Origin of the sequence: Butyricimonas sp. Marseille-P2440, assembly GCF_900091675.1 — a bacterium.
GTDB lineage: Bacteria > Bacteroidota > Bacteroidia > Bacteroidales > Marinifilaceae > Butyricimonas > Butyricimonas synergistica.
Window position 1 is genome coordinate 1,787,608 of record NZ_LT594610.1, and the last position, 25,308, is coordinate 1,812,915.

A 25,308-nucleotide genomic window follows, 5' to 3' on the forward strand; every position below is an offset into this window, starting at 1 on the left:
CAAGACATAAAACAATCACGCATGAATATAGCAGGGAAGAGTGTAGCGTACATCACGTTAGGATGCAAATTGAATTTCTCGGAGACCTCCACCATCAAACATAGCCTCGAACAAGCGGGTGCCGTGACTGTCGGGGAGAAGGATGGGGCGGATATTTTCGTTATCAACACGTGCAGCGTCACCGACATAGCGGAGAAAAAGGGACGGCAGATGATACGGAAAATCATCCACCGTAACCCCGGCGCTTATATTGTGGTTGTGGGATGTTACGCCCAGCTACGGGCACGGGAGATCATGGCTATCGAGGGAGTGAACCTCGTGCTCAGTGCCCGTGACAAATTCAACGTGGCTCACTACCTCACCCACCTCGAGGAACAGGAAAAACAGGAACCGCACTCGTGCGACATCTTCAAGGTAGCCGGTTTCGACCTTGCCTACTCGTACGGCGACCGCACCCGCAGTTTCCTCAAGATACAGGACGGATGCGACTATTTCTGCACGTATTGCACGATCCCTTACGCCCGCGGGCGCAGCCGCAGCGCCTCGATACAAGCCGTACTCGAAGCAGCACAGGATGCGGCGGCACGGGGTATTCGCGAGATCATCCTCACGGGTGTGAACACAGGCGATTTCGGGAAAGGCTCGGGAGAAACATTCATCCAGCTATTGCAGGCTCTCGACGAAGTGGAGGAAGTTGACCGCTTCCGCATATCGTCCATCGAACCAAACCTGCTGACCGACGAGATTATCCGTTTCGTGGCATCGTCCCGCCGGTTCATGCCACACTTCCACGTGCCACTACAATCCGGTAGCAATGAGATATTGCACCTCATGAAACGCCGCTACGAGCGGGAACTGTTCGCTGCGAAAGTACAGGAAATCATGACTCTCATGCCCGACGCTTTCATCGGCGTGGACGTCATCGCCGGGATGCGCGGGGAAACCCCGGAGGCATTCGAGGACGCACGGGAATTTATCGCAGGACTCGACGTGTCGCAACTGCACGTGTTCCCCTACTCGGAACGTTCCGGAACAAAAGCACTCGATATCCCGTATATTGTAACGCAAGCGGAAAAACACCGGCGGGTAAACGTCCTGCTTGACGTGTCCGAACAGAAACTGCGCTCCTTCTACGCGGCTCACCGTGACGAGGTGCGCCCCGTGCTGTTCGAGGATAGCGACACGAATGGGTCGATCTGCGGATTCACGGACAACTATATCCGGGTGGAACTTCCTTACGACCGGACGCTGGCGAACCGGATCGTGCCCGTCAGGCTGGGCACACTAAACGAGAATGATAACTTGAACGGAACGATAGAACAAACTCAAATAACGAAATAACATGAATATTCTAGTAACGGGAACGGCGGGCTTTATCGGGTTTTACCTCGTGCAGAAACTACTGGCTTCGGGGCACACCGTGTACGGTATCGACTCAATCAACCATTATTACGATGTTTCACTCAAACTCGACCGCCTGCACGAGTGCGGTATCGACTATCCGGAACCGAAAAAAGAAATCATGTCGGAAAAATACCCGGCATACACTTTTTGCCAGATAGACCTCTGTGATGCAGAAGCGGTGAATCGCCTGTTTGAGGCTCGCCACTTCGATTGCGTGGTGAACCTCGCTGCCCAAGCCGGGGTAAGATACAGCCTGAGCCATCCCGAGAGCTACATGCAAAGCAACGTGGTGGGCTTCCTCAATCTATTGGAAGCAAGTAAAAAAACGAATTGCAAGAAATTCATATACGCCTCGTCATCGTCCGTGTACGGGAATAATCCCTCCGTGCCCTTCAAGGAAACGGACAACGTGGATCACCCCGTCAGCATCTACGCCGCTACCAAGAAAGGCAACGAACTCATGGCATATACTTACGCACATCTCTACAAGTTGCAAACCATCGGCCTGCGTTTCTTCACGGTGTACGGACCTTTTGGTCGCCCGGACATGGCTCCCATGCTTTTCGCCAGCGCCATACAAAACGACGAAACGATACGTATTTTCAACAACGGCAACCTATCGCGTGACTTCACGTATATCGATGATATCGTCACGGGCATCGAAAGGATCGTCACCACTCCCGGCATTCTTCGGGAAGACGTGCCCGGCACACCTGCCACCATATATAATATAGGACACGGGAATCCCATGCAACTCATGGACTTCGTGCGCCTGCTGGAAGAGAACATGGGGAAAGAGGCTCGCAAGGAATTCGTGGGGATGCAAGCCGGCGACGTTTACCAAACATGGGCGGATACCACCCGCTTGCAAGAAGACTACGGCTACACACCTTATACTTCACTGGAAACGGGGATTGCCCGCTTCGCACGATGGTTCAAAGAATATTACAAGAAATGAGAACAATACAACGGGTACGGGCAATCTATTTCAGCCCGACAGGCACCACCCGACGGGTGGTCACAGCCGTGGCAAAAGGCATCGCAAAAGCGCTGCACGCCACTTGTGAGGAATATGACTTCACCCTTCCCCGGGCGAGAACCACTCCGCTGACCTTTGCCGACAACGAACTTGTCGTTTTCGGCACCCCGGTTTACGCCGGACGGGTGCCCAACGTGTTGCTCAAATACCTCGACACGATCACGGGCAACGGGGCGCTGGCAGTGCCGGTCACCGTGTTCGGCAACCGCAATTACGACGACGCCCTCGTGGAACTCCGGGATATTCTCTACCGGAGAGGTCTATACCCCATTGCTGCCGCCGCTTTCGTGGGTGAACATTCATTCTCCCGCATGCTAGCGAAAGACCGCCCCGACACGAAAGACATCGAAACAGCCACCGCCTTCGCCCTCGACATCGCCGCCAAATGCAGCACGCTCGACGCCAAGACTCCCCCACCCCTAGTGAAAGTGCCTGGCACTCCTTATCCTTACCGGGGATACTACACCCCACGGGATCGCCATGGCAACCCGGTAGACATCCGCAAGGTGAAACCTCTCACGAATGACCGCTGCAACGACTGCGGGCTATGCGTCAAAGTATGCCCCATGGGTTCCATCAACCCCGACAACGTGAAAGAAATCACGGGCATCTGCATCAAATGCGGAGCCTGCATCAAAAAATGCCCTCGAAACGCTAAATACTACGATGACCCCGGCTATCTCTACCACCAACACGAACTAGAAGAAATATACACGGAGAGAGCGGAAAATGAAACAATTGAAAATTGAAATAGTTTCCTGCTTCGGCAATCTTTGCATTTTCAATTTTCAATTATTTAATTTGTTTGCAATTTTATTAATTTCGCGACGAATTTAATTCCATAAACTACTTGTAAAATGGTCAAAGAAATATTCAAATTCTCCATCAGGAAATTGATACAAACCAAAGTAAACGGGGGTATCATTCTTCTATTCGTGGCAGTCGTAGCAATGCTCGTTGCGAACTCCCCCCTGCAAGAGCATTATACCGCCCTTCTCTCGAAGAACATCTCCCTCACCATCGGAAGTTTTAACCTCTTCGACCGCCATGACGGTAACCCGATGACGCTACTGGACTTCATTAATGATGCCCTCATGGCAATCTTCTTTTTCTCCGTCGGGTTGGAAATCAAACGGGAACTACTCGTCGGGGAACTTTCCACCCCACGTAAAGCCCTTCTCCCGGTCGTTGCCGCTTGCGGGGGAATGATACTCCCAGTTATTCTGTTCCGGCTGATCGGTCAACCCGGTCTCGCCATGCGGGGAGCCGCCATTCCAATGGCAACAGACATCGCCTTCTCGTTAGGAGTTCTCTCCTTGCTGGGGAAAAAAGTACCCCTTAGCCTGAAGATATTTCTTACCGCCTTCGCCGTAGTTGACGACATCGGGGGCATCATCGTCATCGCCCTCTTCTACAGTTCACACCTCGTGGTCAATTACCTCATTGCTGCCGCCGTGATCGTCACCCTACTATACATCGGCGGACGACGAGGTATTCACAACAAATTATTCTTCATCTTCTTCGGGATCGCCGTGTGGAGCCTGTTCCTCAACGCAGGAATACACCCCACCATCGCCGGGGTCATCGTGGCATTCACCGTACCCGCCCGTCCAAAGTTGCACATATACAAATACGTCAACAACATCCGCGAAAGCCTCAAACACCTGCCAGAAAAATCAGACGATCCCATATTAAGTAATTCAGAACTATCCATACTGAAAAGCATAGAGTCAGCATCAGACAAGGTAGTCAGCCCCTTACAAGCCATGGACGACGACCTGCGCTCCCTCGTGAATTACATCGTGATGCCGCTTTTCGCTTTCGCCAACGCCAGCATCTCGTTCGAAGGTTTCACGTTCGCCTCTCTACACGGAGTATCTGTCACCATCTTTATCTCGCTAGTATTCGGTAAACTCATCGGCATATTCTCCTTCACCTACCTTAGCATCAAGGCTGGCTGGCTCACGATGCCCGACAAGATGGATAACCGCCTCCTTTTCGGGGTATCCCTGCTCGGGGGAATCGGTTTCACAGTATCCCTGTTCATCGCCAACCTCTCGTACTCGGGCATGGGAGAAGAAGGCGCCATGCTACTCAACCAAGCTAAGATCGGAATCATCGGCGGCTCGCTATTCGCGGGTGTATGCGGTTACTTATACTTAAAACACATGTTGAATAAAAAAACACAAAAATAATTTTGAAAGCCAGAGAAAGTCGTTATCTTTGCATCCGCATTTGGAGAGGTGGCAGAGTGGTCGATTGCGGCGGTCTTGAAAACCGTTGAACTGCGAGGTTCCGGGGGTTCGAATCCCTCCCTCTCCGCGAAATCGACCGAAAAAAGAGAGTTAGCCCACGAAGGCTAACTCTCTTTGTATATTTGTCCTTCCCTTCTTTCATCACAACACTCTATCTTTATGATATTCACACTCCACCACCAAGCGCTTGATATAGATTTACAACAGATTGCAATTCTTTCATTTGATTAGCTACTTGGTTTAATTCTGCATTATAAAGTGATTGTCGTGCAGTAAGAACTTCTAAATAAGTTGTATTCCCATAAGACATTAATAATTCCGTATTTCTTACAATAGCATTCAAAAACGCTATTTGCTGTTCATACAGTTTCGATTTTTCATGTGCCGTTTGATATTGACATAAAGCATCATTAACTTCCGTACCCGCATTCAGTAATGCTTGTTGAAAGTTTAAAGTCGCTCTTTCTTGTAAAGATTTAGCAACTTTTAACCGTGCGGTTAATCGCCCATTAGCAAACAAAGGTTGTACAAGAGAACCTATGGCTAATACCAAAAAATTCCCCGGATTAACAATCAATTCCCCAGCCGCATTTGTCCATCCGGCAATTCCATTTAATGTAATATTTGGATAAAAGTCAGAACGGGCTTGATTGGTAGCATAGAAAGCATTTTCAAGCGAGCGTTCAGCCGCACGAACATCCGGACGGGTGGTTAACAACTGCATTGGTATTCCTATCTTAACGGAAGTTGGCAGGTATTGGTTCTTGATACAATTTCTTTTTATAGAATGTGGTACTTCTGCCAACAACAAACAAAAGCTATTTTCTACTTGTTTGATTTGTTCCTGCAAATCTAAAATAGAAATAGCTATAAATTGACAAGCTGCTTCCGATTGGCTTACGGCGATTTCGGTTGCTCCTCCGATCGACTTCAATGTACGAGTGGATGCTAAATTTTCCAACCAGCTTCGTTTTGTGGATTTGGCAATATCAAGTTGCCGGTCAAGCATCATCAATGTATAATAGGTGTTAGCCACATTAGCCACTAATTGACTGCGTACAGCTTGTGCGTAATCCTGACTTTGAAGAAACAAGGCTTTTGCTTGTTTTTTAGCATTAGATAGCCTGCCAAAAATATCAATCTGCCAGTTAGCAGTTACGGGTAATTGATAGGCCTGTGTTGCCTTCTCTCCGTTTAGACTTCTGATATGACTTTGAGGGGTTAATGCGAATGAGGGCAAAAGCGTCAAACGAGCAGCAGAAAGTTGGGCTTTCGCTTCATCTATACGAAGTTGTGCTGATCGGACATCTACATTCTGTGACAAGGCTTTTTCTATATAATCCTGTAAAAGCGTATCCGTGAAAATCTCTTTCCATGACAAAGAAACCATAGACAGTGTGTCTTCGGGAAAGTATTCCATACCGTATAGATTTTCAGCCTGCATTTTAGGACGAGTGTATGGTTCATATACATTACAAGCTGTCAATGACAGTATTGTAACACTAATTGTTAATATCTTTTTCATCATTCTTTTATAAATTGTTTTCTTGCTTTTCTGCTATGGCTTTATTTGCGTATTCAAATTTGCCTGGACGGATAATTTCTTCTAACCATTGGAAGAAGATAAATAATACTGGCACGATAAACAACAAGGCAAGTGTTCCTGTCAACATTCCACCCACCGTTCCTACTGCAAGCGAACGGCTCCCATTAGAACCGACACCTGATGAAAATATCATCGGAATTAGTCCAAACACCATTGTCAACGAAGTCATTAAAATTGGACGCAAGCGCATTTTAGCAGCCAACATGGCAGATTTTGTTATGCTCACCCCTTGCATTCTCCGTTGTGAAGCATATTCCGTTAGCAGAATAGCCGTTTTAGACAAAAGTCCAATCAACATAATCACACCTGTCTGCATATAAATATTGTTTTCCACCCCGAAGCATCTAGCAAACAGAAAACTACCTGCTAATCCAAATGGAACGGACAAAATCACAGCCATTGGAATAAATAGGCTTTCATATAATGCACACAAAATAAGATAAATGAACACGATACAAATGCCAAAAATAAAAATGGAAGTATTTTCTGTAATCGCTTCTTCTCTTGTCATTGCTCCAAATTCATAGCTATAACCACTAGGTAAAGTTTGTGCTGCTACTTCCTGGATAGCTTTGATAGCTTGACCGGAACTATACCCGGTAGCCGGAGTTCCATTGATAGCAATAGAAGAAAACAGATTGAATCGGGAAAGCATTTCAGCACCATACACTCTTGTTAAAGTCAGATATCCGCCTATCGGTGACATTTTTCCACCTGCTGTCCTCACAAATATGTTGTCTAAAGATTGCGTATTTAGACGATATTCGGGTGATGCCTGCACCATCACCCGGTAAAGTTTGGAGTATTTATTCATATTGGACGAATAAGTTCCACCGATATAACCGGATAAAGCGTTCAAAATCTCTGCCGGAGAAATTCCGTTACGTTTACATTTTGCAGCATCAACTTCCACGATATATTGCGGATATTTTGCATCAAAATTGGTTTGTACCCTTGCAATTTCGGGTCTTTCATTCAAAGCTGTTATAAACCGTTGTGTATGATTGAACAAATTTTCCACGTTACCCTCCATGCGGTCTTGTACATGTACTTCAAAGCCATTAGTAACTCCATAGCCCGATATAATCGGCTGAGCAAAAACCATAATCTTTGCTTCTGTTATATCTGCAAGTCGTTTATAAACTTGTGCAATTACTGATCTGTTATCATCAAACTTTCCCGTACGCAGGTCCCACGGTTTCAGACGTATAATAAATGTACCGTTAGATGCCCCTTGCCCTGCAATCATTCCCATTCCAATTGATTTGGAATAAATTTGGAATTGCGGAACATCTTTTATACGTTTCTCTATTTTATGCAATATTTTTTCTGTTTGGGCAAGACTGTTACCCGGTGCTGTTTGTACATCAACCACAATCGTTCCGGTATCTTCATCTGGTACTAATCCCGTTTTTGTTGTGTTCAATAGATAAAAGAATCCTAACAGAGCGATGCCAAGCGAAATACCGACGATCCATTTCCGTTTAAGAAAGAATAAAATAGCTCGTTTGTACTTTCCAACAATGCGATTAAAAGCGATGTCAAATGCAATATGGAAACGAGAGGAAAAGCTCATTTTTTTCTTTAATTCGTTTTCTTTATGCGGTGTCATTAGCAAAGCGCATAGTGCTGGACTTAATGTCAGGGCATTAAAGGTCGAAATACAGACAGCTACCGCCATAGTCATACCGAATTGTGTATAAAAAGTTCCCGTTGCTCCATTTATAAAGCAAACTGGAATGAATACCGCCATAAAAACCAAAGAGGTTGTCACCAACGCAGAGCTAATCCCTTTCATGGCATCGACCGTTGCCAAATAAGAGGATTCATACCCTTCGTCAAATTTCGCTTGTACTGCTTCAACCACAACTATTGCATCATCAACCACAGTACCGATAACCAGCACTAATGCAAATAAAGTAAGCATATTTAATGAAAAACCCACAATATACAAGAACGCAAATGTTCCGATTAAAGAAACTATGATAGCCATTGACGGGATGAATGTAGAACGAATATTTTGCAAAAAAACATAGACAACCAGAATTACCAACAAAATAGCCTCAAACAGAGTTCTTACCACATTTTTAATAGAAGCATCCAAGAAACTTTTTATACTCATTAAATCAACCAGCTTCATACCTTGTGGCAGATTTGATGATATTTCCCGAACTACTTTATCAATATCTTTTACAATTTCATTTGCATTAGAACCGGGTGTTTGGGCAATCATGCAATTCGTTCCGGGATATCCTATCAACTCATTTTTTACCATATAACTTAACGACCCTAATTCTACATCTGCAACATCCTTCAAGCGTAGAATCTCGCCATTTTCCTGCGACTTAATAATAAGATTTTCAAACTCTTCTTCTTGATCATATCGTCCCCTATATTTTAATACATACTGGAACGTGTTTTCTGCATCAGCCCCTAATGTACCAGTTGCAGCTTCTACATTCTGTTCTTGCAATACGGCAGTAATATCTGCCGGAACTAATTTATATTGAGCCATTTTATGTGGTTTCAACCAAATACGCAATGAATATTCCGAACCAAATACGGTAATATCTCCCACGCCTTTAATACGGGCGAGTTGCGGTTCTATATTTATCTTGAAATAATTGTATAAGAATTTTTGGTCATAGAAATTGTCGGGACTGTACAAAGCTATGATTTTAGCAGTACTGTTTTGGCTTTTCCGGACAGTAATACCAGTATTTATCACTTCCGCAGGTAATAATCCTTGTGCAGAAGCAATGCGGTTCTGTACGTTGACGGTTGCCATATCCGGATCTGTTCCTTGACGGAAATAGACGGTGATAGTAGCAGAACCGTTATTCGACGCCGAAGATGTCATGTAATTGATATTTTCCACTCCGTTTATTGCTTCTTCCAACGGAACGACAACCGCTTTTTGTACGGTCTCCGCATTGGCACCCGTGTAAGTAGCCGACACGCGTACTGTAGGTGGTGCTATCTCAGGAAATTGTTCCAATGGTAAACGGGATAATCCTATTAAACCGAAAATGACAATCAACACCGAAAGCACTCCTGAAAGTATAGGACGATTTATAAAAGTTTGTACACTCATATCTGTTTGATTTTATTTGTTTGAAACAACAATTCCCTCACGTACCAATCCGGCACCTTCGGATATAATCGTATCTCTCTCCTGCAAGCCGGAAGTAACAACATATTCTTTTCCGTCATTGATACTTTCTACCTCAATACTCGTTGATTTGGTCTTCCCGTTCACAATTTTATAGACAAACAAGCGGTTTTGGATTTCATAAGTAGCACTTTGTGGAATAACAATACAATTTTTCTTTTGTATTGCCAGAATAACCTGCCCTGTTCCACCATTGCGCAACATTTTGTTCGGATTTGGGAATGTAGCACGAATACTGATTGTTCCGACATTATAGTCAATCATCCCGCTAATAGCATCAATCTTTCCTACATGGTTATAAATGTTTCCGTTACTTAAACGAAATTTTATTTCTTTAACCTCATTCATGTTCAAATCTCCTTGCCTTTGAATGATATCCAACATTTGGTTTTCTGTCATAGAAAAATAGACATGTACCTCTTCATCATCAGATACGGTAATCAAGGGTTCCGTAATATTGTTATCTACCAAAGCACCAACCCTGTAGGGAATCATACTTGCAATGCCATTTACCGGACTTCTTATTTCTGTGTATGAAAGATCGGTTGCAGCATTGCTTTGCCGTGCTTTAGCTTCTTCCAGAAAAGCTTCTGCCTCCAATAAGGCGTTGTGTGCTGTTTGCAGGTCAAAGTCGGAAACGATATTTTCTTGACGTAAAATTCTTTTCCCCTCATAGGTAAGACGTGCATTTGCCAATTTTGCTTCTGCACTTTTCACATTGGCATTAGCTGTTTTTAAAGCAGCCACGTAAGGGGCTTGATCAATAATAAATAATATTTCTCCTTTTTTCACGAACGCCCCCTCTCTTGTGCAAATTTCCGTAATTGTACCGTTTACCCGTGGGCGAATCTCCACATTCTGCCTCCCTCTGACAATAGCCGTATAATTAGTTTCCAATACTTTGTTTTCTCGGCTGACAACCATTATCTGATAGTTGCCCGTTTTTTCTTCTTGTGCTTTTTCACTACTGCATGATGCCATTATGGCAACAATCATAACTAAAAAAATACGATGAGTGCTTGTCTTTTCCATATATTTTTGAATTTTATTTGCTGTAAAAATAAAGAGAGACAATATTTTACAAAAGCATGTCGTTGTGAACGACACCAATGTCGTTGTAAACGGACTGTCAAACACTTAATTATCACACAAAATCTATGTAACTTTGCAATGTATTCAATAGCTACCGTTATGACTGATAAAAAAGTACTGATTGCCATTGATATTGCCTGCTGCGTTATTCTTCTTCCGGCAATGATTATGTTTATGCCCGTAGAATATTGGTTTCCGGATAAGCCTTTATTTGTGGTACTGATTATAATATGGCTGTATGGAATTTATTTTATTAACCGAAGAATTTGCACGCCAATGTTGTTTCGAAAGAAACAAATTTTTCAAGCATTGTTATGGGTGTGTTTTACGATTATTGTCACATATTGCTTTATCCTTTACTCTCGTGACATTTCACCTTTGGAAGACCCTTTTGCCAACAAGGCAATAGGCCGGATACGCAGATTGAGCGTCTGGTTCATTTTTTTCATGATTACCTGTTTCAGCTTCATGATCGGTTTTTTAATAGAGCTACACAAGCGTACCTTAGCCCACCAAGCTGTAGAACATGAAAAAAAACAAAGCAGAACTAGCGTTGTACAAGGCACAAATCAATCCGCATTTTTTATTTAATACATTGAATACTATTTATGGTTTAATGATTTCGCAATCAGAGAAAGCAGAATCCGTTTTTTTAAAGTTTACCGAATTGTTGAGATATATCTATTCCAATAGTACACAAGATAAAACATCAATTGGAGAAGAAATTAACTACATATCAAAATATATTGATTTACAACTTCTTCGACTTAACGAGCACACTAAAGTATATTTTACACATAACGAAGATGATGCTTCAATCGAAATTGCACCTATGATATTAATAACATTTATAGAAAATGCATTCAAGTATGGTACATCCTCTTATTCAGATGGTGTTATATCAATAGATATACAAATGAAAAATGGCATTCTTTCACTAGCGACCTATAATCAAATACAGAAAAAACTATTGCCCCCGAAAAAGGGAATTGGAATTAGTAACTGTCGTAAGCGGTTAGATTTGCTCTATTCGGGGGCTTACACGTTGAATATTGTAAAAACAGAGAAGATTCATAAAGTGGCATTAACCATAAACTTGATATAACATGAGATGTATTGCTATTGATGACGAACCGGTTGCCCTTTCCATTATCAGCCAATATTGCAAACGTATAGGGAATATTGAATTGTCGGTATATAGCGACCCAATCTCAGGAATAAATAATGTCATCGAAACCAATCCTGATATTCTGTTTCTTGATATTGATATAAATGGAGTTTCAGGAGTTGAACTTGCCAAATCCTTGCCCAAGGGAACTTATTTGATTTTTACAACAGCTTATGCCCAATTTGCATTAGACGGTTTTGAACTTAATGCGGTTGATTATTTGTATAAACCATTCTCTTTTTCTCGTTTTGAAAGAGCTGTTCAGAAAGTAAGAGACTTGCTTCAAATGCAGAAACTTGTACAAGAAAAACTTTCTGCAAGTAAGGAAATAACGATTAAAGTAGAATATCAGAATTGCGGATATACAATATATAGAAGCTATGGATAATTACATTAAAATACACACGATCGATTCTCGTCCTATTGTTTCACAAATGAATTTGAAAAAAATTAGCCAAATGCTTCCTCGTGAATAATTTATAAGGGTACACAAATCATATATTGTTTCGCTTCATAAAATAATCAGTTTCACAAAAAGAAATTTAATATTGAGTTGTCATTTTGCTGAAATTCCAATAGGACGGGCGTATGCCGATGATTTTATGAGAATAATGTTACAGAATAACATAGAAGAAAATCATTAATGCAAGGTTCAACTCGATCCGAAAGCCTGTATTTTATTTCATATGCAAATTTTCGCAAGTCCAACACAAAAAAAGAAATCACAGGTTTATTTGCGCACTATCAAGCCTAAGTTTCTACCTAATACTCTTGGTGTACCTCTTGACAACAAGACAAAATTAATAATCACGTGGACTTACTACTGTCGCATTACCCCTGTGTGTTTCTGTCTTGCTCAAAGATGTTAATTGGTAAAGTATTTCTTTTATCTATTTTTTCATTTAACGAAACATGAATATTCATTCGCACTGAATAACAAAAAATCATCTCTCAAAAGCCAGTGATTTATCTATTTTCAAGAAATTATTTATCCCGGTTTTATTATTAGTCTCATCTCACCCGCTTGGCTACTTCTATTAGAAACAATTATAATTTTTTGTTCACGCTAATTTAATGATATTTACCATCTGAAACACGACCTGCAAAAGAGAATGCAGGAAAAATGGATGGACGGGTCTTTTAGCATAGAACAGAGAGGGGGAATGCTATACCCGGGGAGGTAATATTGTAGGATGAAAAATTAGGAGTATATATGCTTATCAACGGATTGAAACACTATTCACGCTTGCCGTTTTTTGCCATCGTTTTGTTATTCATGTCTTGTATTGACGAAAAATTGCAAAATGACACACAGGAAGGATTTATAACATTTTCAGGTATCAACTCCCGTAGTTACGAGGGAAGCTTCCCGGGCGACGGAATAGACAGCAAAGTCGAAACACTTCGTATTATCGCGTTCAAAACGGACGGGACACTCGAGAGCAACGTTCTGTACTACGGTTCCGCGTTATCCGAGAACACGCTGCGCCACCCTATCGACCAAGGCGAGTATAACTTTATCTTTTTAGCCAATGAGCCCCCTAACACGGGCATCAAGGCGATTCTCGACAACATTGCCGATTACGACGGAATAAAATCCATCTCCTTCCCGGCGGAATATTTCAACTCGGACAAAATTATCCCGATGATCGCGGAAAATAACGCGGTAAAAATATTGACCGACGGGAAATTCGAGATCGGCGGCAACATAAATTCGGAACTAACGATAGGACTCCGGCGACTTGCCGCCCGTGTCGATGTCGTGCTTAAATCAAAGATTGACTGGGGTATTGACAACAACAGTGAATTTGATGGTATCGCTTTCACGAACCTCCCGGACAGGGTGCCGCTCGTGCATGGCTTACCCAGTGACCATCCCGCGGGAACATGGGTATATGACGATCCTACCCAAACATACAACGGAACGGCTATAACCAGAAGCGTGGAACGCAAGTTCACGATGGCGGACAATGCCGACTATTTCGACGTAGACCCCACCCTTCTCTCGGCAGCCGACAAGGCAAATGGCTTCGTGTGGGCAGTGAAAGTAAAAAAAGTAATCATACCTTCCAGTTTCTTCACCACCAAATCGGCTGAAGGAAACGCGGTAATTTTCACGGTGAATTTAATCAATAAATATAGCCCGTCGTGCAAATTAAAAATTCTGTCCGACCCGGATTACAGGCTGCCTGCCAACGCCCGGCTCGAATTGATCGGGAACATACAAGAACCGCTTGAAGTGAACATCAAGCCTGCGCCGTGGACCCGGATCGAGGAAGAATGGGAAATAGCGGGTATCCGCAAACTCAACGTGTCGCAAACCGACGTCAAGATGACCGACCAGAACGGGGTCAGAATCTCTTTCTGGTCGAATATGCCGGTAGTCAAAGTCCTTGCCACCGTGCAAAAAGAAGGAGAAGCAGCCGAACGTCCCACCAACGAGGTATTCAACTGCCTGACCGTGGACGCCAATAACCCCAATCCTTACCGGTTTGAATTCGACCCGACCACGGGTAGCGGCTATATGGACTTGCTGATTGACGGCACCAACCGAATATCGGGTACCCCGCACGACAGAACCGAGAACATGAGCGGCAAATACACGCTGATCCTGTCGGCTGAAGAGGCTAACGGTAAAAACCCGTTGCAAAGAACGATCACTGTCACGGTAACGCAGACCGGATTACGGTTCGTGCATAACCCCACGGCAAACCAGCACGGGTTATTTAACGCCGTATTCTTCAAGCACGACCAGAAAGGCGAACGCATCATCACCGGGCAACACGCCGTGGATCGTCCGTGGTCAGTAAAGATTCCCGATGCCTTTCAAGATTGGCTTGTAGTAAGTGCCACGCCTAGTTTCGACCCCGCGGTCGGCACCGAATACCCCGGAGATGCCGAACACTATCAAGTGATCCCTAATCAATACAGGGTAGAGAAAGATGGTAAAGAAATCAAGAATATCAACGGGCGCATCTATTTCCGCATCGGCGTCAAGGAGAGCGCCAATTACGTGCCCAGTGAAACTTCCACACCCAAGTTCGGGTATGTCGATCTGACATATTATCCCGGAGGCTGGCAAACCACCATGAGGATTTACGTCCGCCAAGGCGAAGCACCCGCGTACATATACACGTCCACCGATCCCATTCCGGATGTCGTGCACAACGGATGGAACGGCAACACGGATATTACGGCACAAGTCCGGTCGGATATGCGCCTTACCTCATCGAATACACGCCGAAAAGCGGCTAAGTTTGCGCCTTATAACCTAACCACGACCAAGTTATCCGGGTACACAGATCCGGATTACGAGAACGTGGGTATCAAGGGAGCTCGCTTTGTCGATTTCCCGTCGCAAGCAGGAGCACTTTTCCAATGGGCTGTCGATTTAAACGGCACGATAACCGGTATGACTAATTATTACCGGAGAGGCTTCAACCCGAGCCGCTCGTTTCTTGTAACAGGCTTCCCGTGGGATTACCCCGAGTTCCCCATCATGTGGGACGGGGCAACCGGAATAGCCGTATACAAAAATACATTCGAGATTTGCCCCACGGGCTACCGCCGTCCAACCGATGGATATACCAATCAAATATCTTACAACGGGTATTATGACTATTTGCCCGCCGCCAGTACTCCCGGTATAAATCATTTAACAGACGTGGAATATTCCGAGTTCAGGGTTTCTTTATTTAATGTACCCTTCGCGGGTAATGCCGCTTCAAGCGCGGATTATAAAACCGTGTACGACAACGTGGTGGGAACGAAAACCGGTCCGGGAACGTATCCCTACGGCACAAGTGGTATCGCCCGCAAGCAGTTGAGAAACACGACCTTTACTTTTTATTCGGACGGATTCTTCGACAGACGACCGATCAAAGAACCTTCAAGTGGCAATTACGGCGTATCGATAGACAACAGTCAGGTTGGCTACCAAGGGGTATTGTATTTCAATCCCACAACTTACGCTTCGGTCTTTTTCCCCGCTACCGGGCGTCTAAATAACATTACCGGGAAGTTGGAAAGTCCGGGCAGTACCGGCTATTATTGGTCTGCCAGCGCTAGTCCGGCATACACGAGAAGTGAATTAACCGTAGCTCCGAATGACCGGAGAGTTCGTTACGGTGCTTGGTCATTCGAATCCGCGTACAATTCCATGAATTTCAGGGTTTCATACCAAGGTTTTGCACAAGCGGTACGTTGCGTGGCAGAAATCTCCAACTAAACTAAAAGTCTAAAATTTAAAGCGAATAAATTTAGTGATTGCCGATTCCTTAATCATAGAATCGGCAATCACTAAATCACATCATCGATCTACACTCCTGCAGTCAAAGATTTTATAAACAAGGTGATCCCGTCGAATATCATCTGCAACCCGATCGTGGCGACGATTAAACCGATAATGCGAATCAGGGGATTCATGAAATTATACTTAATCAGAAAGTTTCCGATACGGCGAGCTTGCAGCATAAAGAAAAGATTCACGGCAAGCGCCAGCAATATGGATATGATGGTAATCTCCCTCCCGTACTGCACGGGGAAAGTAACGGCAGCCGTGATCGTGGCGGGTCCCGCTATCATGGGAATGGCAATAGGCACGGTGGTCAGGTCAGCCAACTTGATATGCTCGTCCACTTTCAAGAAGAATCCCTTCAACAGACCGGACAACCCGTTGTACATCAACACGGCACCGCAAGTAATCTGGAAAGAATACAGCTCAACATGGAAGACATAGTTAAACGTGATCTCCCCGAGGAAAAGGAAAAATATCAGGATCGCCGCAGCCGTGATGGTCGACTTTATAGAAATATAGCGCAATTCCTTCAACGAGAATCTCTCCTGCAAAGAGGTTACTATTAATACTTTCTGTACCGGGTTTACTAACGCCAAAAGAGCCACGATACATCCTAATATCATTTTTACTGTCATGACCTGTGTATTTTACTTATTCTATCGCAAAAGTACGCGATTAAAAGGACTTATCAATTAAATCTGCCAACAAGATTTCCGTACCCTTGAACGGGGAATAAACAATACTTTATCTATATTGTCGGGCGACTTTTAGGTGGCTTTTAGGCGGCTTTTAGGCGGCATTGCCCACTCATCGCCTACTGTTCGCCCACTCTTCGCCCACGTTTTTACGAAAAATATACTTTTTTAACGTACACGAAAAACACGCCCCACGTATCATTTCCCTTATTTCATTATTTTTACACGACAAACAAAGATATACACAACCCCATGACTAAATCACTTCAAGACATGACTGACGAGGAACGCTGGGCGCTATTCCCGATCCTATTGAGCGAACACCAAGACAAATGGCAAGAAGAGTACCGGAAAGAACAGAAACTCATCCGCGACACCATCGGGCAAGAAAACATTACTCGCATCAACCACATCGGGAGTACTGTCGTGCCCGGTCTGATTGCCAAACCGACGATAGACATTTTACTGGAAATCCGTCCCGGCACGGACATCCAAAAACTTATCGCCACACTAGTCGCCACGGGGTATATTTGTGATAAACAGCCGTCAAAACCGGCTCCCCACCTCATGTTCATGAAAGGATACACGCCGCAAGGGTTCCGGGGGCAAGTCATCCACCTGCACGTGCGCTACCCGGGCGACTGGGACGAACTCTATTTCAGGGATTACCTGCTAACCCACCCGGCGGCAGCAAAAACCTACGGTGAATTGAAACAGCAACTCGCCGTCAAGTACAAACACGACCGAGATGCCTACACGAATGCCAAGACGGACTTTATCCGCCGCACCACCTCTTTGGCTCGCGACGAAATGGGGTAAAAGTACGGGAACAGGCTTTAAACGTGAAAAGAAAGAAAAGCCTTTATAGTTTTAATAAATTATATTACTTTTGGGACTGAAAATTACATCGTAATGAAAAGGCTGTTTTTGCTATACATACCTATCTTTCTCTTTTCTTTATTCTTCATTGTCACCGGACTGCGAGAGGCAATGACCGAGGGAGAAACTACCATGTACAGCCCGAACGAACAACTTTCCATCCCGGAAAACCACGCGGACCTTCACTCCCATCCCGGATTTTTTCATCAATTGGGAGCAGACGAGGGGATCACTACAACCCACGGGCGGCGTTTCGGGTTGAACAAAACTACGAAAACGAACGTGTATTTCCGGAACCACGCCAGCGAATTGAAAAACAAACCGCCCAAGTTGGCATCCCTTGCAAACACAAAACATTTTATTCAATATTTGACCATTCGTCATAGCCAAGGTTTCTATATCTACTCGCTAAAGGAACTCTTGTTATGACGGGAATTATACTTGCTGCAACGTATAATTAATTGAATATAAGATATTGTAAACTGAAATAATAATATGGTCGATTGGCTTCAATCCATTCTCGATTGGTATATGCATAACGTGAACTACTGGAGCGTTCTCGTCTGTATGACCATTGAGAGTTCCATCATCCCTTTTCCCGCGGAACTAATCGTGCCCCCGGCAGCCTGGAAAGCTGCAAACGGGGAGCTCAGTTTCATTCTGGTTGTTGTATTCAGCACCATCGGCTCGGTGCTCGGCGCACTAGCTAATTATGTGTTAGCCTACACGCTCGGGCGGAAATTTATTTACACTCTGGCGGAATCACGCTGGGGGAAGATATGCGGGCTAAGCAAAGAAAAAATAGAGAAATCCGAACAATATTTCTTGAAATACGGCAAAAGTTCCACCTTCATCGGGCGATTGACTCCCGGGGTAAGGAGTTTTATCTCCCTCCCGGCAGGGATTGTAAAAATGCCGTTAAACAGTTTTATATTTTACACGGCAGCGGGAAGTGGCATATGGAACTTGGTTCTCGCTACTGCCGGCTATTTTTTATACACCCGAAAAGAGCTACTGGAAAGGTATTTCACGGAAATATCTGTCGCAATGTTAATCGTAGGTTTTTGCTTTTTCGGGTATCTTATTTTGAAGAATATTCGTAAAAAAAACAAATCAAACACAAAATCATAAAATGGAATCACGCAAACACTACACGGGACTCTCCGATAAACAAGTACAGGAAAGTCGTGAAAAGCACGGGGCAAACGTGCTGACTCCCCCGAAAAGGGACTCCTTGTGGCAGGTATTTATCGGGAATTTCGAAGACCCGGTTATTCGTATATTAATGGTAGCGGTATTTCTCTCCGGGGGAATTGCCGCGGCAATGTATTTCTCGGAAGGCATTGTCGAGATAGCCGAAACCATCGGTATCGCCATAGCCATCCTGCTGGCAACGGGCGTTGCCACGTGGTTCGTGTGGGACGCCAACAAGAAATTCGACGTGCTGAACCAAGTCAATGACGACACGCTGATAAAAGTCATCCGCAACAGCAACGTGCACGAGGTGCCCAAGAAGGACATTGTGGTCGACGACATCGTGATCCTCGAGCAAGGCGAAGAGATTCCCGCTGACGGGGTACTGCTGGAAGCGCTCTCGTTGCAGGTCAACGAATCGAGCCTCACGGGAGAACCGATCGCCAACAAGACCACGATCGAATCGGAATTCAGCATGGAAGCCACCTACCCCTCCAACCACGTGATGCGGGGTACCACCGTGGCTGACGGTCACGGGGTGATGCAAGTGCTCGCCGTCGGTGACGCTACCGAATTCGGGCGGGTGGCGGAGAAATCGTCCGAGAAGAGCGAGGAACCTACCCCGCTTGACACGCAACTCGAATCACTTGCCAAGTTTATCGGGATCATCGGCTTCTGCGGAGCCGCCTTGATGTTCACGATACTGTTTATAAAAGGATTGTTCTTCAACCCGGTTTACCCCACCCCCGGGTTGGGGCAACTAGGGTTGATCGGTGCCGTTATCATTGCGGCTGTCATCATGCTGACCAAAGTATGGATGCCCGTGGTATATGACGTTTACGCGCTACAAGGGAAAGACAAACCTCTCCCCCGTGCTGTCGGGGAAGGAAACTGGGGACGCTGGATTCTCTACGGGTTGGTGGCGTTAGCCGTTATGCTCGCCATCGGTCTGGCATTCGGTGTAAAACCCTGGGACCCGCACGCGTGGATACCCCTCGGGTTGGGGAAAAAGATACTTTCAGCCTTTATGGCTTCCGTCACGCTGATCGTGGTGACCGTGCCGGAAGGTCTGCCCATGAGCGTTACCCTAAGCCTCGCGCTGAGTATGCGGAAGATGTTGAAATCGCACAACCTCGTGCGAAAAATGCACGCTTGCGAAACGATGGGCGCCACAACCGTGATCTGCACGGACAAAACAGGCACGCTGACTCAGAATCAAATGACCGTCTACCAGACCAATTTCTACGGGTTGCAGGACGGGCAATTATCCGATAATGAATATTCTAAGATTCTGGCGGAAGGTATCGCGATGAACACGACCGCCTTCTTGGACTTCAGTGACCCGGAAAGGGTGAAGACGCTCGGCAATCCTACCGAGGCGGCATTGTTACTGTGGCTGAACGACCAAGGGATCAGCTACGCGGAAGCGCGGGAAAGCGTCACGGTGGTAGAGCAACTGACCTTCTCCACCGAACGCAAATACATGGCGACCCTCGTGCAATCGCCCGCGCTGGGGAAAAAGGTACTATACGTCAAGGGTGCCTCTGAAATCCTGTTTGGTCACTGCAAGGATGTGATCGTGGACGGCACCCCCGTGCCCCTCGCCTCCCAGCAACCAACAATCGAAAAACAATTGCTGGAATACCAGAATCAAGCCATGCGTACCCTCGGGTTTGCTTACCAGATCATAGAGGACAACGAATCGCACTTCAAGGACGGGCGCTTGTATAACACGGAATTGACCTTCCTCGGCATCGTTGCCATATCCGACCCCATCCGCCCGGACGTGCCGGACGCCGTGCACCGCTGTTTCGACGCAGGTATCCAAGTCAAGATGGTAACGGGCGACACGCCCGGAACGGCTAAAGAGATCGGGCGGCAAATCGGGCTGTGGACGGAAAAAGACACGGAACGCAATTTGATTACCGGGGTGGAATTTGCCGCTCTGACTGACGAGGAAGCCCTCGACAGGGTGCTCGACCTGAAAATCATGTCACGAGCTCGCCCGCTAGACAAACAACGGTTAGTACAACTATTACAACAGAAGAAACAAATCGTGGCAGTCACCGGCGACGGGACAAACGACGCCCCCGCCCTTAACCACGCCCACGTGGGATTGTCCATGGGTAGCGGTACATCGGTAGCCAAGGAGGCGAGTGACATTACCCTGCTCGACGATTCGTTCAGCAGCATCACCTCTGCCGTCATGTGGGGACGTTCCGTGTACCAGAACATACAACGGTTCGTGCTGTTCCAGCTGACCATCAACGTGGCAGCCCTAATCATCGTGCTGGTAGGTTCCCTGTTCGGCTCCGAATTGCCGATCACGGTGACGCAAATGTTGTGGGTCAACCTGATCATGGATACCTTTGCCGCCGGGGCTCTCGCTTCCCTTCCGCCCAGCCCGGACGTGATGAAACGGAAACCAAGAGATTCGAACGCGTTTATCATCGTGCCCCAAATGAGGACGCTGATTCTCGCCACGGGTATCCTCTTCGTCGGCATCTTGCTGGGATTGCTCTACGTGCTTTCACACTACGCGGGAGGCATCGACGCTTCCACGCCGGAAGGGCTGGACAACCTGACGATATTCTTCACGGTGTTCGTGATGTTGCAGTTCTGGAATATGTTTAACGCTAAAACCTTCGGCACGAACGAATCTGCCTTCAAGAACCTCTTCAAGAGCGAAGGATTCCTCGCCGTCGGGCTTGCCATTGTCGTGGGACAAATCCTCGTGGTAAACTTCGGGGGCAGCGTGTTCCGGACAGTTCCCCTCTCGTGGACGGAATGGATATGGATCACGGCATCCACTTCACTCGTGCTCTGGGTAGGCGAAATATTCAGGGCAATAAAAAGGAGGAAAGATGGGAAATGAGGAAATATAAACTAATTAACCATGAAAAGAAACAGGACAAACTACTGGATATATCTCGGGATGATTACCGTGTTCGGGGTGTTGATCTACCTTGCCCTCTGTTCGGGCGAGCGGTTTGACCACCAGACAAGAAACGGCACGATGAACCCGAATATCGGGGCATTCGAGCTATTTGCCAACATCGTCGCCGACAACATGACAAATTCACTGACTATTTTGTTGCTACAAATTATCGTGATTTTGCTCACGGTCCGGTTATTTTCCTTTCTTTTCAAATACCTCGGGCAACCGGGCGTTATGGGTGAGATCGTGGCGGGTATAGTCCTCGGTCCTTCCCTGTTGGGATACTTCTTCCCGGAATTCTCGGCAAACCTGTTTCCCGCCGAGTCGTTGGACAACCTCAACCTGCTCAGCCAGATCGGGTTGATACTATTCATGTTCGTGATCGGTTTGGAACTGGACTTCAGTGTATTAAAGAACAAATTGAACGAAACGCTCGTCATCAGCCATGCCGGCATCGTCGTGCCCTTTTTCTTGGGTGTGGTGGCGGCTATCTGGGTATACGAGGATTACGCTTCCGGACAAACAGAATTCCTGCCCTTCGCCCTTTTCATCGGGATATGCATGAGTATCACTGCATTCCCCGTGCTGGCACGCATCGTGCAGGAACGCAACATGACGAAAACTTCCGTGGGGATGCTTTCCATCGCCTCGGCAGCCAACGACGACGTGACGGCATGGTGCCTGCTGGCTATTGTCATCGCCCTCGCCAAAGCCGGGTCTTTCATCAGCGCCCTCTACACCATCGGTTTAACGCTGGTCTATATCACCTTCATGTTCCTCGTGATGCGTCCTTTCCTGCGAAAGATCGGGGAAACCTACGCATATTCGGAAGTCATCAACAAAGCTTTCGTGGGGTTCATTTTCATCATCCTTGTTTTGTCGTCGGTAACGACAGAGATTATAGGCATTCACGCTCTTTTCGGTGCTTTTATCGCCGGGGTGGTGATGCCCACGAATATTGGGTTTCGCAAAGTGATGATGGAAAAAGTAGAAGACATCGCACTCGTGTTCTTCCTTCCGCTGTTCTTTGCCTTCTCGGGCTTGCACACGGAGATCGGTTTGATTAACACGCCCGAATTGTGGTACGTCTGCGGGCTGTTCATTGTAGTAGCCATAGCCGGGAAGTTCGGGGGATGTACACTTGCCGCCCGTGCCGTCGGTGAAAGTTGGAAAGACAGCCTTATCGTGGGAACGCTGATGAATACGCGGGGACTGATGCAACTCGTGGCACTCAACATCGGGTTCGAGATGGGTATCCTCACCTCGGAGATGTTTGTCGTGTTGCTGCTGATGTCGCTGCTAACCACGTTCATGGCAACCCCGATGCTATCGCTCGTCGAACGGGTATTCGCGAAAAAGAAGGAAAGCCGGGGACACCGGGAGAAAGTGTTGCTCTCTTTCGGTCGACCGGAAACGGGAAGAACCTTGTTGAATATAGCCGACTTGATGTTGGGACACCGCTTGCAATCCAGCGAGATCATCGGAAACCACTTCACGCTGGGCACAGACCTCAACCCGGCAAAAGCGGACGAGTACGAACAGGAGAGTTTCATTCCCTTGCGGGAAGAAGCGCAACAATTGCAACTACAAGTGCAGGAACGCTATCAGGTAACAGACCACCTTATCCCCGAAATGGTGAAAATAGCCCGGAAGGAAAATGTGGATTACCTTTTCCTGGGTGCCGGGCAACAATTTATGATGGGGAACGACGTTCCGGCGGGAACATTCGGGAAGAAGTTCACGACGGTTTCCCGCTGGCTGAAACAACTAAAAAACCACCCGCTGCATTTGCCGGGCACGCTGCTAAGACAGAAACTGGAATCTATCATGGAGCATGTGGATTGCTCCGTGGGTATCTTTGTCAACCGGGGATTCACGCATGCATCCTACATCCTGTTGCTGGTGGACAATGAAGCAGATCTTTTCCTCTTCACTTACGCACAAACCCGGCTAGGTGAAGAAAGTATGACTATCCGGATCTGCTTTATCAACGAGCACCCGAATGAATCTGTACTCACCCGGATTACAAAAGATTTTGTGCAACGGGATCCCGCTAAATTTATTCTGGACGAACCTTTGGCAACCAATCCCCTCGTCGGGGAAAAAGAAAGCCTGCTGGTTTTAAGCTACGCCACTTGCCAAAAATTATCGAAAGATCAGAACACGTTTGCCAAACTGCCTTCGCTTCTGATTATACGACCTCAAATTAATGTAGAAAACACAAACAATTAAATATGGAATTTTTCATTATCATAGGGCTTATCTTATTAAACGGAGTACTTGCCATGTCGGAAATCGCCATGGTATCGGCACGTAAATCCCGTCTGGAAACGGAAGCCAGAACGGGCAATAAATCCGCCCGGCGAGCATTGAAACTCGCCAATGAACCGGATCGTTTCTTGTCGACGATCCAGATCGGTATCACTCTGATCGGTATACTGACTGGTCTTTACTCGGGGCAGGCTCTCGCTGGCGACCTTGCCGTGTGGGTAGAAAAAATAGAGCCATTGCAACCCCACGCCCTGCTTATTTCCAAAACGATCATCGTGATCGTGGTGACTTATCTCACCCTTATTTTCGGGGAACTGGTGCCCAAGCGCATCGGTATGGTGGCAGCCGAGCGCATGGCAAAGATCATCGCCGCCCCCATGGATATACTCTCCCGGATAGCTTCTCCCTTCGTGTGGTTGCTTTCAGCAAGTACCTCGCTCATGATGCGGATTTTGGGTTTAAATAAAATGAATGACAACAAGATCACCGAGGAAGAAATCAAGGCTATCATTCAGGAGAGTACCGCGGAAGGTGAGATTCAAGAAGTAGAACAGGATATCGTGGAACGCGTCTTCAACCTCGGTGACAGGGATATTGCTTCTATCATGACCCACCGCAGCGATCTCGTGTGGCTTGACATCACGGACTCCAATGATAAAATTCGTGAAACCGTTCACACGCACTTGCACACAATTTACCCCGTGTCGGACACCAAACTGGATAACATTGTCGGGGTTGTCTTTTTGAAAGACCTTTTCGGCAAGATCGACGCCCCGAACTTCAACCTGAAAGCACTTGTACGTCCCCCGCAATACTTCCCACAGAACCAAAGCGTGTACAATGCCCTGGAACACTTGAAACAAGGACATCTCAAGTACGGGCTAGTGACGGATGAATTCGGGAGCATCGAGGGAATCGTCACGTTGAAAGACATCGTGAAAGCCTTGATTGGCGACGTACCCGAGATTGGCGAGGAGCCAGACATCATACGACGTGACAACGGCACTTATCTTGTTGACGGTCAATGCCCGTTCTACGATTTTCTTGCTTATTTCGACATGGAATTCCTCTACACGAACCATTATTACAACACGCTCAGCGGGTTGATCTTAAAAATTCTGGAACACATCCCTCGCACGGGAGAAAAACTGGTATGGTACAATTTTGAGCTGGAAATCGTCGATATGGACGGTGCCCGAATCGACAAGGTACTCGTTAAAATAAATAAAGAGTAAGGACTTGAATCAAGTTCCTTACTCTCACACCATCAACACCTTGCAACATTATTGGTCTTTATG

The 25,308-nt window shown here is 46.1% G+C and carries 17 protein-coding genes, 1 tRNA gene and 1 pseudogene; 15 read left to right on the plus strand and 4 right to left on the minus strand.

Translation table 11 applies throughout. From position 1 onward, the window contains the following. Positions 1-21 precede the first annotated feature (21 nt). From mtaB to BN8899_RS18605, 5 genes are all read left to right on the plus strand, one after another. Complete coding sequence (gene mtaB, locus BN8899_RS18585) at positions 22-1,341, plus strand: tRNA (N(6)-L-threonylcarbamoyladenosine(37)-C(2))-methylthiotransferase MtaB (RefSeq protein WP_065220488.1); 1,320 nt, start codon at positions 22-24, stop codon at positions 1,339-1,341. 1 nt (position 1,342) lies between these two features. After that, entirely contained in the window at positions 1,343-2,362 is a 1,020-nt protein-coding gene (locus BN8899_RS18590) for an NAD-dependent epimerase/dehydratase family protein (RefSeq protein ID WP_065220489.1), read from the plus strand. Beyond that, the gene (locus BN8899_RS18595; RefSeq protein WP_065220490.1) at positions 2,359-3,192 is read left to right on the plus strand and encodes an EFR1 family ferrodoxin; all 834 of its coding nucleotides are present in this window, start codon (positions 2,359-2,361) and stop codon (positions 3,190-3,192) included. Before BN8899_RS18590 ends, BN8899_RS18595 begins: the two co-directional genes overlap by 4 nt. A 108-nt stretch (positions 3,193-3,300) precedes the next feature. Continuing rightward, the gene (gene nhaA / locus BN8899_RS18600; protein ID WP_082987127.1) at positions 3,301-4,638 is read left to right on the plus strand and encodes a Na+/H+ antiporter NhaA; all 1,338 of its coding nucleotides are present in this window, start codon (positions 3,301-3,303) and stop codon (positions 4,636-4,638) included. 42 nt (positions 4,639-4,680) lie between these two features. Continuing rightward, a tRNA-Ser gene (locus BN8899_RS18605) sits at positions 4,681-4,765 on the plus strand. A 99-nt stretch (positions 4,766-4,864) separates the two neighbouring features. Here BN8899_RS18605 and BN8899_RS18610 read toward each other — a convergent pair. Genes BN8899_RS18610 through BN8899_RS18620 form a run of 3 tightly spaced genes read right to left on the minus strand, consistent with a single transcriptional unit; the run spans position 4,865 to position 10,508 of the window. Further along, positions 4,865-6,226, minus strand: coding sequence for a TolC family protein (locus BN8899_RS18610; protein ID WP_065220491.1), 1,362 nt, complete (start codon positions 6,224-6,226; stop codon positions 4,865-4,867). 4 nt (positions 6,227-6,230) lie between these two features. Continuing rightward, positions 6,231-9,398 (minus strand): efflux RND transporter permease subunit, encoded by a 3,168-nt coding sequence (locus BN8899_RS18615; RefSeq protein WP_065220492.1) that lies wholly within the window; start codon positions 9,396-9,398, stop codon positions 6,231-6,233. A 12-nt stretch (positions 9,399-9,410) separates the two neighbouring features. Next, positions 9,411-10,508, minus strand: a complete 1,098-nt coding sequence (locus BN8899_RS18620; protein WP_065220493.1) for an efflux RND transporter periplasmic adaptor subunit — start codon at positions 10,506-10,508, stop codon at positions 9,411-9,413. Positions 10,509-11,094: 586 nt separating this feature from the next. Here BN8899_RS18620 and BN8899_RS20540 point away from each other — a divergent pair. The 4 genes and pseudogenes from BN8899_RS20540 (at position 11,095) to BN8899_RS18635 (ending at position 15,964) form a co-directional block, all read left to right on the plus strand. Continuing rightward, the gene (locus BN8899_RS20540) at positions 11,095-11,673 is read left to right on the plus strand and encodes a sensor histidine kinase (RefSeq protein ID WP_082987128.1); all 579 of its coding nucleotides are present in this window, start codon (positions 11,095-11,097) and stop codon (positions 11,671-11,673) included. Between the two features lies 1 nt (position 11,674). Beyond that, positions 11,675-12,124, plus strand: a complete 450-nt coding sequence (locus BN8899_RS21270) for a LytR/AlgR family response regulator transcription factor (protein ID WP_231932425.1) — start codon at positions 11,675-11,677, stop codon at positions 12,122-12,124. Further along, positions 12,117-12,380: pseudogene (locus BN8899_RS21275) on the plus strand (LytR/AlgR family response regulator transcription factor). Before BN8899_RS21270 ends, BN8899_RS21275 begins: the two are co-directional and overlap by 8 nt. Before the next feature lie 569 nt (positions 12,381-12,949). Further along, the gene (locus BN8899_RS18635) at positions 12,950-15,964 is read left to right on the plus strand and encodes a hypothetical protein (RefSeq protein ID WP_065220494.1); all 3,015 of its coding nucleotides are present in this window, start codon (positions 12,950-12,952) and stop codon (positions 15,962-15,964) included. Between the two features lie 89 nt (positions 15,965-16,053). Here BN8899_RS18635 and BN8899_RS18640 read toward each other — a convergent pair whose 3' ends face one another. Next, positions 16,054-16,668, minus strand: coding sequence for a MarC family protein (locus BN8899_RS18640; RefSeq protein WP_018335997.1), 615 nt, complete (start codon positions 16,666-16,668; stop codon positions 16,054-16,056). Between the two features lie 312 nt (positions 16,669-16,980). Here BN8899_RS18640 and BN8899_RS18645 point away from each other — a divergent pair, with 312 nt between their 5' ends. The 6 genes from BN8899_RS18645 to BN8899_RS18670 all read left to right on the plus strand — a co-directional run bounded on the left by BN8899_RS18645 (position 16,981) and on the right by BN8899_RS18670 (position 25,245). Then, the gene (locus BN8899_RS18645) at positions 16,981-17,547 is read left to right on the plus strand and encodes a GrpB family protein (protein WP_065220495.1); all 567 of its coding nucleotides are present in this window, start codon (positions 16,981-16,983) and stop codon (positions 17,545-17,547) included. Between the two features lie 93 nt (positions 17,548-17,640). Continuing rightward, positions 17,641-18,036, plus strand: coding sequence for a hypothetical protein (locus BN8899_RS18650; protein WP_018335995.1), 396 nt, complete (start codon positions 17,641-17,643; stop codon positions 18,034-18,036). A gap of 66 nt (positions 18,037-18,102) precedes the next feature. Continuing rightward, on the plus strand, positions 18,103-18,738 hold the full coding sequence (locus BN8899_RS18655; protein ID WP_065220496.1) for a DedA family protein: 636 nt from the start codon (positions 18,103-18,105) through the stop codon (positions 18,736-18,738). 1 nt (position 18,739) lies between these two features. After that, on the plus strand, positions 18,740-21,676 hold the full coding sequence (locus BN8899_RS18660) for a calcium-translocating P-type ATPase, PMCA-type (protein WP_065220497.1): 2,937 nt from the start codon (positions 18,740-18,742) through the stop codon (positions 21,674-21,676). Positions 21,677-21,697: 21 nt separating this feature from the next. Then, positions 21,698-23,971 carry a cation:proton antiporter gene (locus tag BN8899_RS18665; protein ID WP_065220498.1) on the plus strand — a complete coding sequence of 758 codons (2,274 nt, stop codon included), beginning with the start codon at positions 21,698-21,700 and terminating at the stop codon, positions 23,969-23,971. A 2-nt stretch (positions 23,972-23,973) separates the two neighbouring features. Continuing rightward, on the plus strand, positions 23,974-25,245 hold the full coding sequence (locus tag BN8899_RS18670) for a hemolysin family protein (protein WP_065220499.1): 1,272 nt from the start codon (positions 23,974-23,976) through the stop codon (positions 25,243-25,245). The last annotated feature ends 63 nt before the right edge of the window (positions 25,246-25,308 follow it).

Excerpts from the sequence above, each read along its gene's own strand:
- BN8899_RS18620 (WP_065220493.1), bottom strand. The coding sequence starts at position 10,508 with ATGGAAAAGACAAGCACTCATCGTATTTTTTTAGTTATGATTGTTGCC.
- nhaA (WP_082987127.1), top strand. The coding sequence starts at position 3,301 with ATGGTCAAAGAAATATTCAAATTCTCCATCAGGAAATTGATACAAACC.
- BN8899_RS18665 (WP_065220498.1), top strand. The coding sequence starts at position 21,698 with ATGAAAAGAAACAGGACAAACTACTGGATATATCTCGGGATGATTACC.
- BN8899_RS18610 (WP_065220491.1), bottom strand. The coding sequence starts at position 6,226 with ATGATGAAAAAGATATTAACAATTAGTGTTACAATACTGTCATTGACA.
- BN8899_RS18635 (WP_065220494.1), top strand. The coding sequence starts at position 12,950 with ATGCTTATCAACGGATTGAAACACTATTCACGCTTGCCGTTTTTTGCC.
- BN8899_RS20540 (WP_082987128.1), top strand. The coding sequence starts at position 11,095 with ATGAAAAAAAACAAAGCAGAACTAGCGTTGTACAAGGCACAAATCAAT.
- mtaB (WP_065220488.1), top strand. The coding sequence starts at position 22 with ATGAATATAGCAGGGAAGAGTGTAGCGTACATCACGTTAGGATGCAAA.
- BN8899_RS18595 (WP_065220490.1), top strand. The coding sequence starts at position 2,359 with ATGAGAACAATACAACGGGTACGGGCAATCTATTTCAGCCCGACAGGC.
- BN8899_RS18655 (WP_065220496.1), top strand. The coding sequence starts at position 18,103 with ATGGTCGATTGGCTTCAATCCATTCTCGATTGGTATATGCATAACGTG.
- BN8899_RS18615 (WP_065220492.1), bottom strand. The coding sequence starts at position 9,398 with ATGAGTGTACAAACTTTTATAAATCGTCCTATACTTTCAGGAGTGCTT.
- BN8899_RS18640 (WP_018335997.1), bottom strand. The coding sequence starts at position 16,668 with ATGACAGTAAAAATGATATTAGGATGTATCGTGGCTCTTTTGGCGTTA.
- BN8899_RS18660 (WP_065220497.1), top strand. The coding sequence starts at position 18,740 with ATGGAATCACGCAAACACTACACGGGACTCTCCGATAAACAAGTACAG.
- BN8899_RS18650 (WP_018335995.1), top strand. The coding sequence starts at position 17,641 with ATGAAAAGGCTGTTTTTGCTATACATACCTATCTTTCTCTTTTCTTTA.
- BN8899_RS18670 (WP_065220499.1), top strand. The coding sequence starts at position 23,974 with ATGGAATTTTTCATTATCATAGGGCTTATCTTATTAAACGGAGTACTT.
- BN8899_RS18645 (WP_065220495.1), top strand. The coding sequence starts at position 16,981 with ATGACTAAATCACTTCAAGACATGACTGACGAGGAACGCTGGGCGCTA.
- BN8899_RS21270 (WP_231932425.1), top strand. The coding sequence starts at position 11,675 with ATGAGATGTATTGCTATTGATGACGAACCGGTTGCCCTTTCCATTATC.
- BN8899_RS18590 (WP_065220489.1), top strand. The coding sequence starts at position 1,343 with ATGAATATTCTAGTAACGGGAACGGCGGGCTTTATCGGGTTTTACCTC.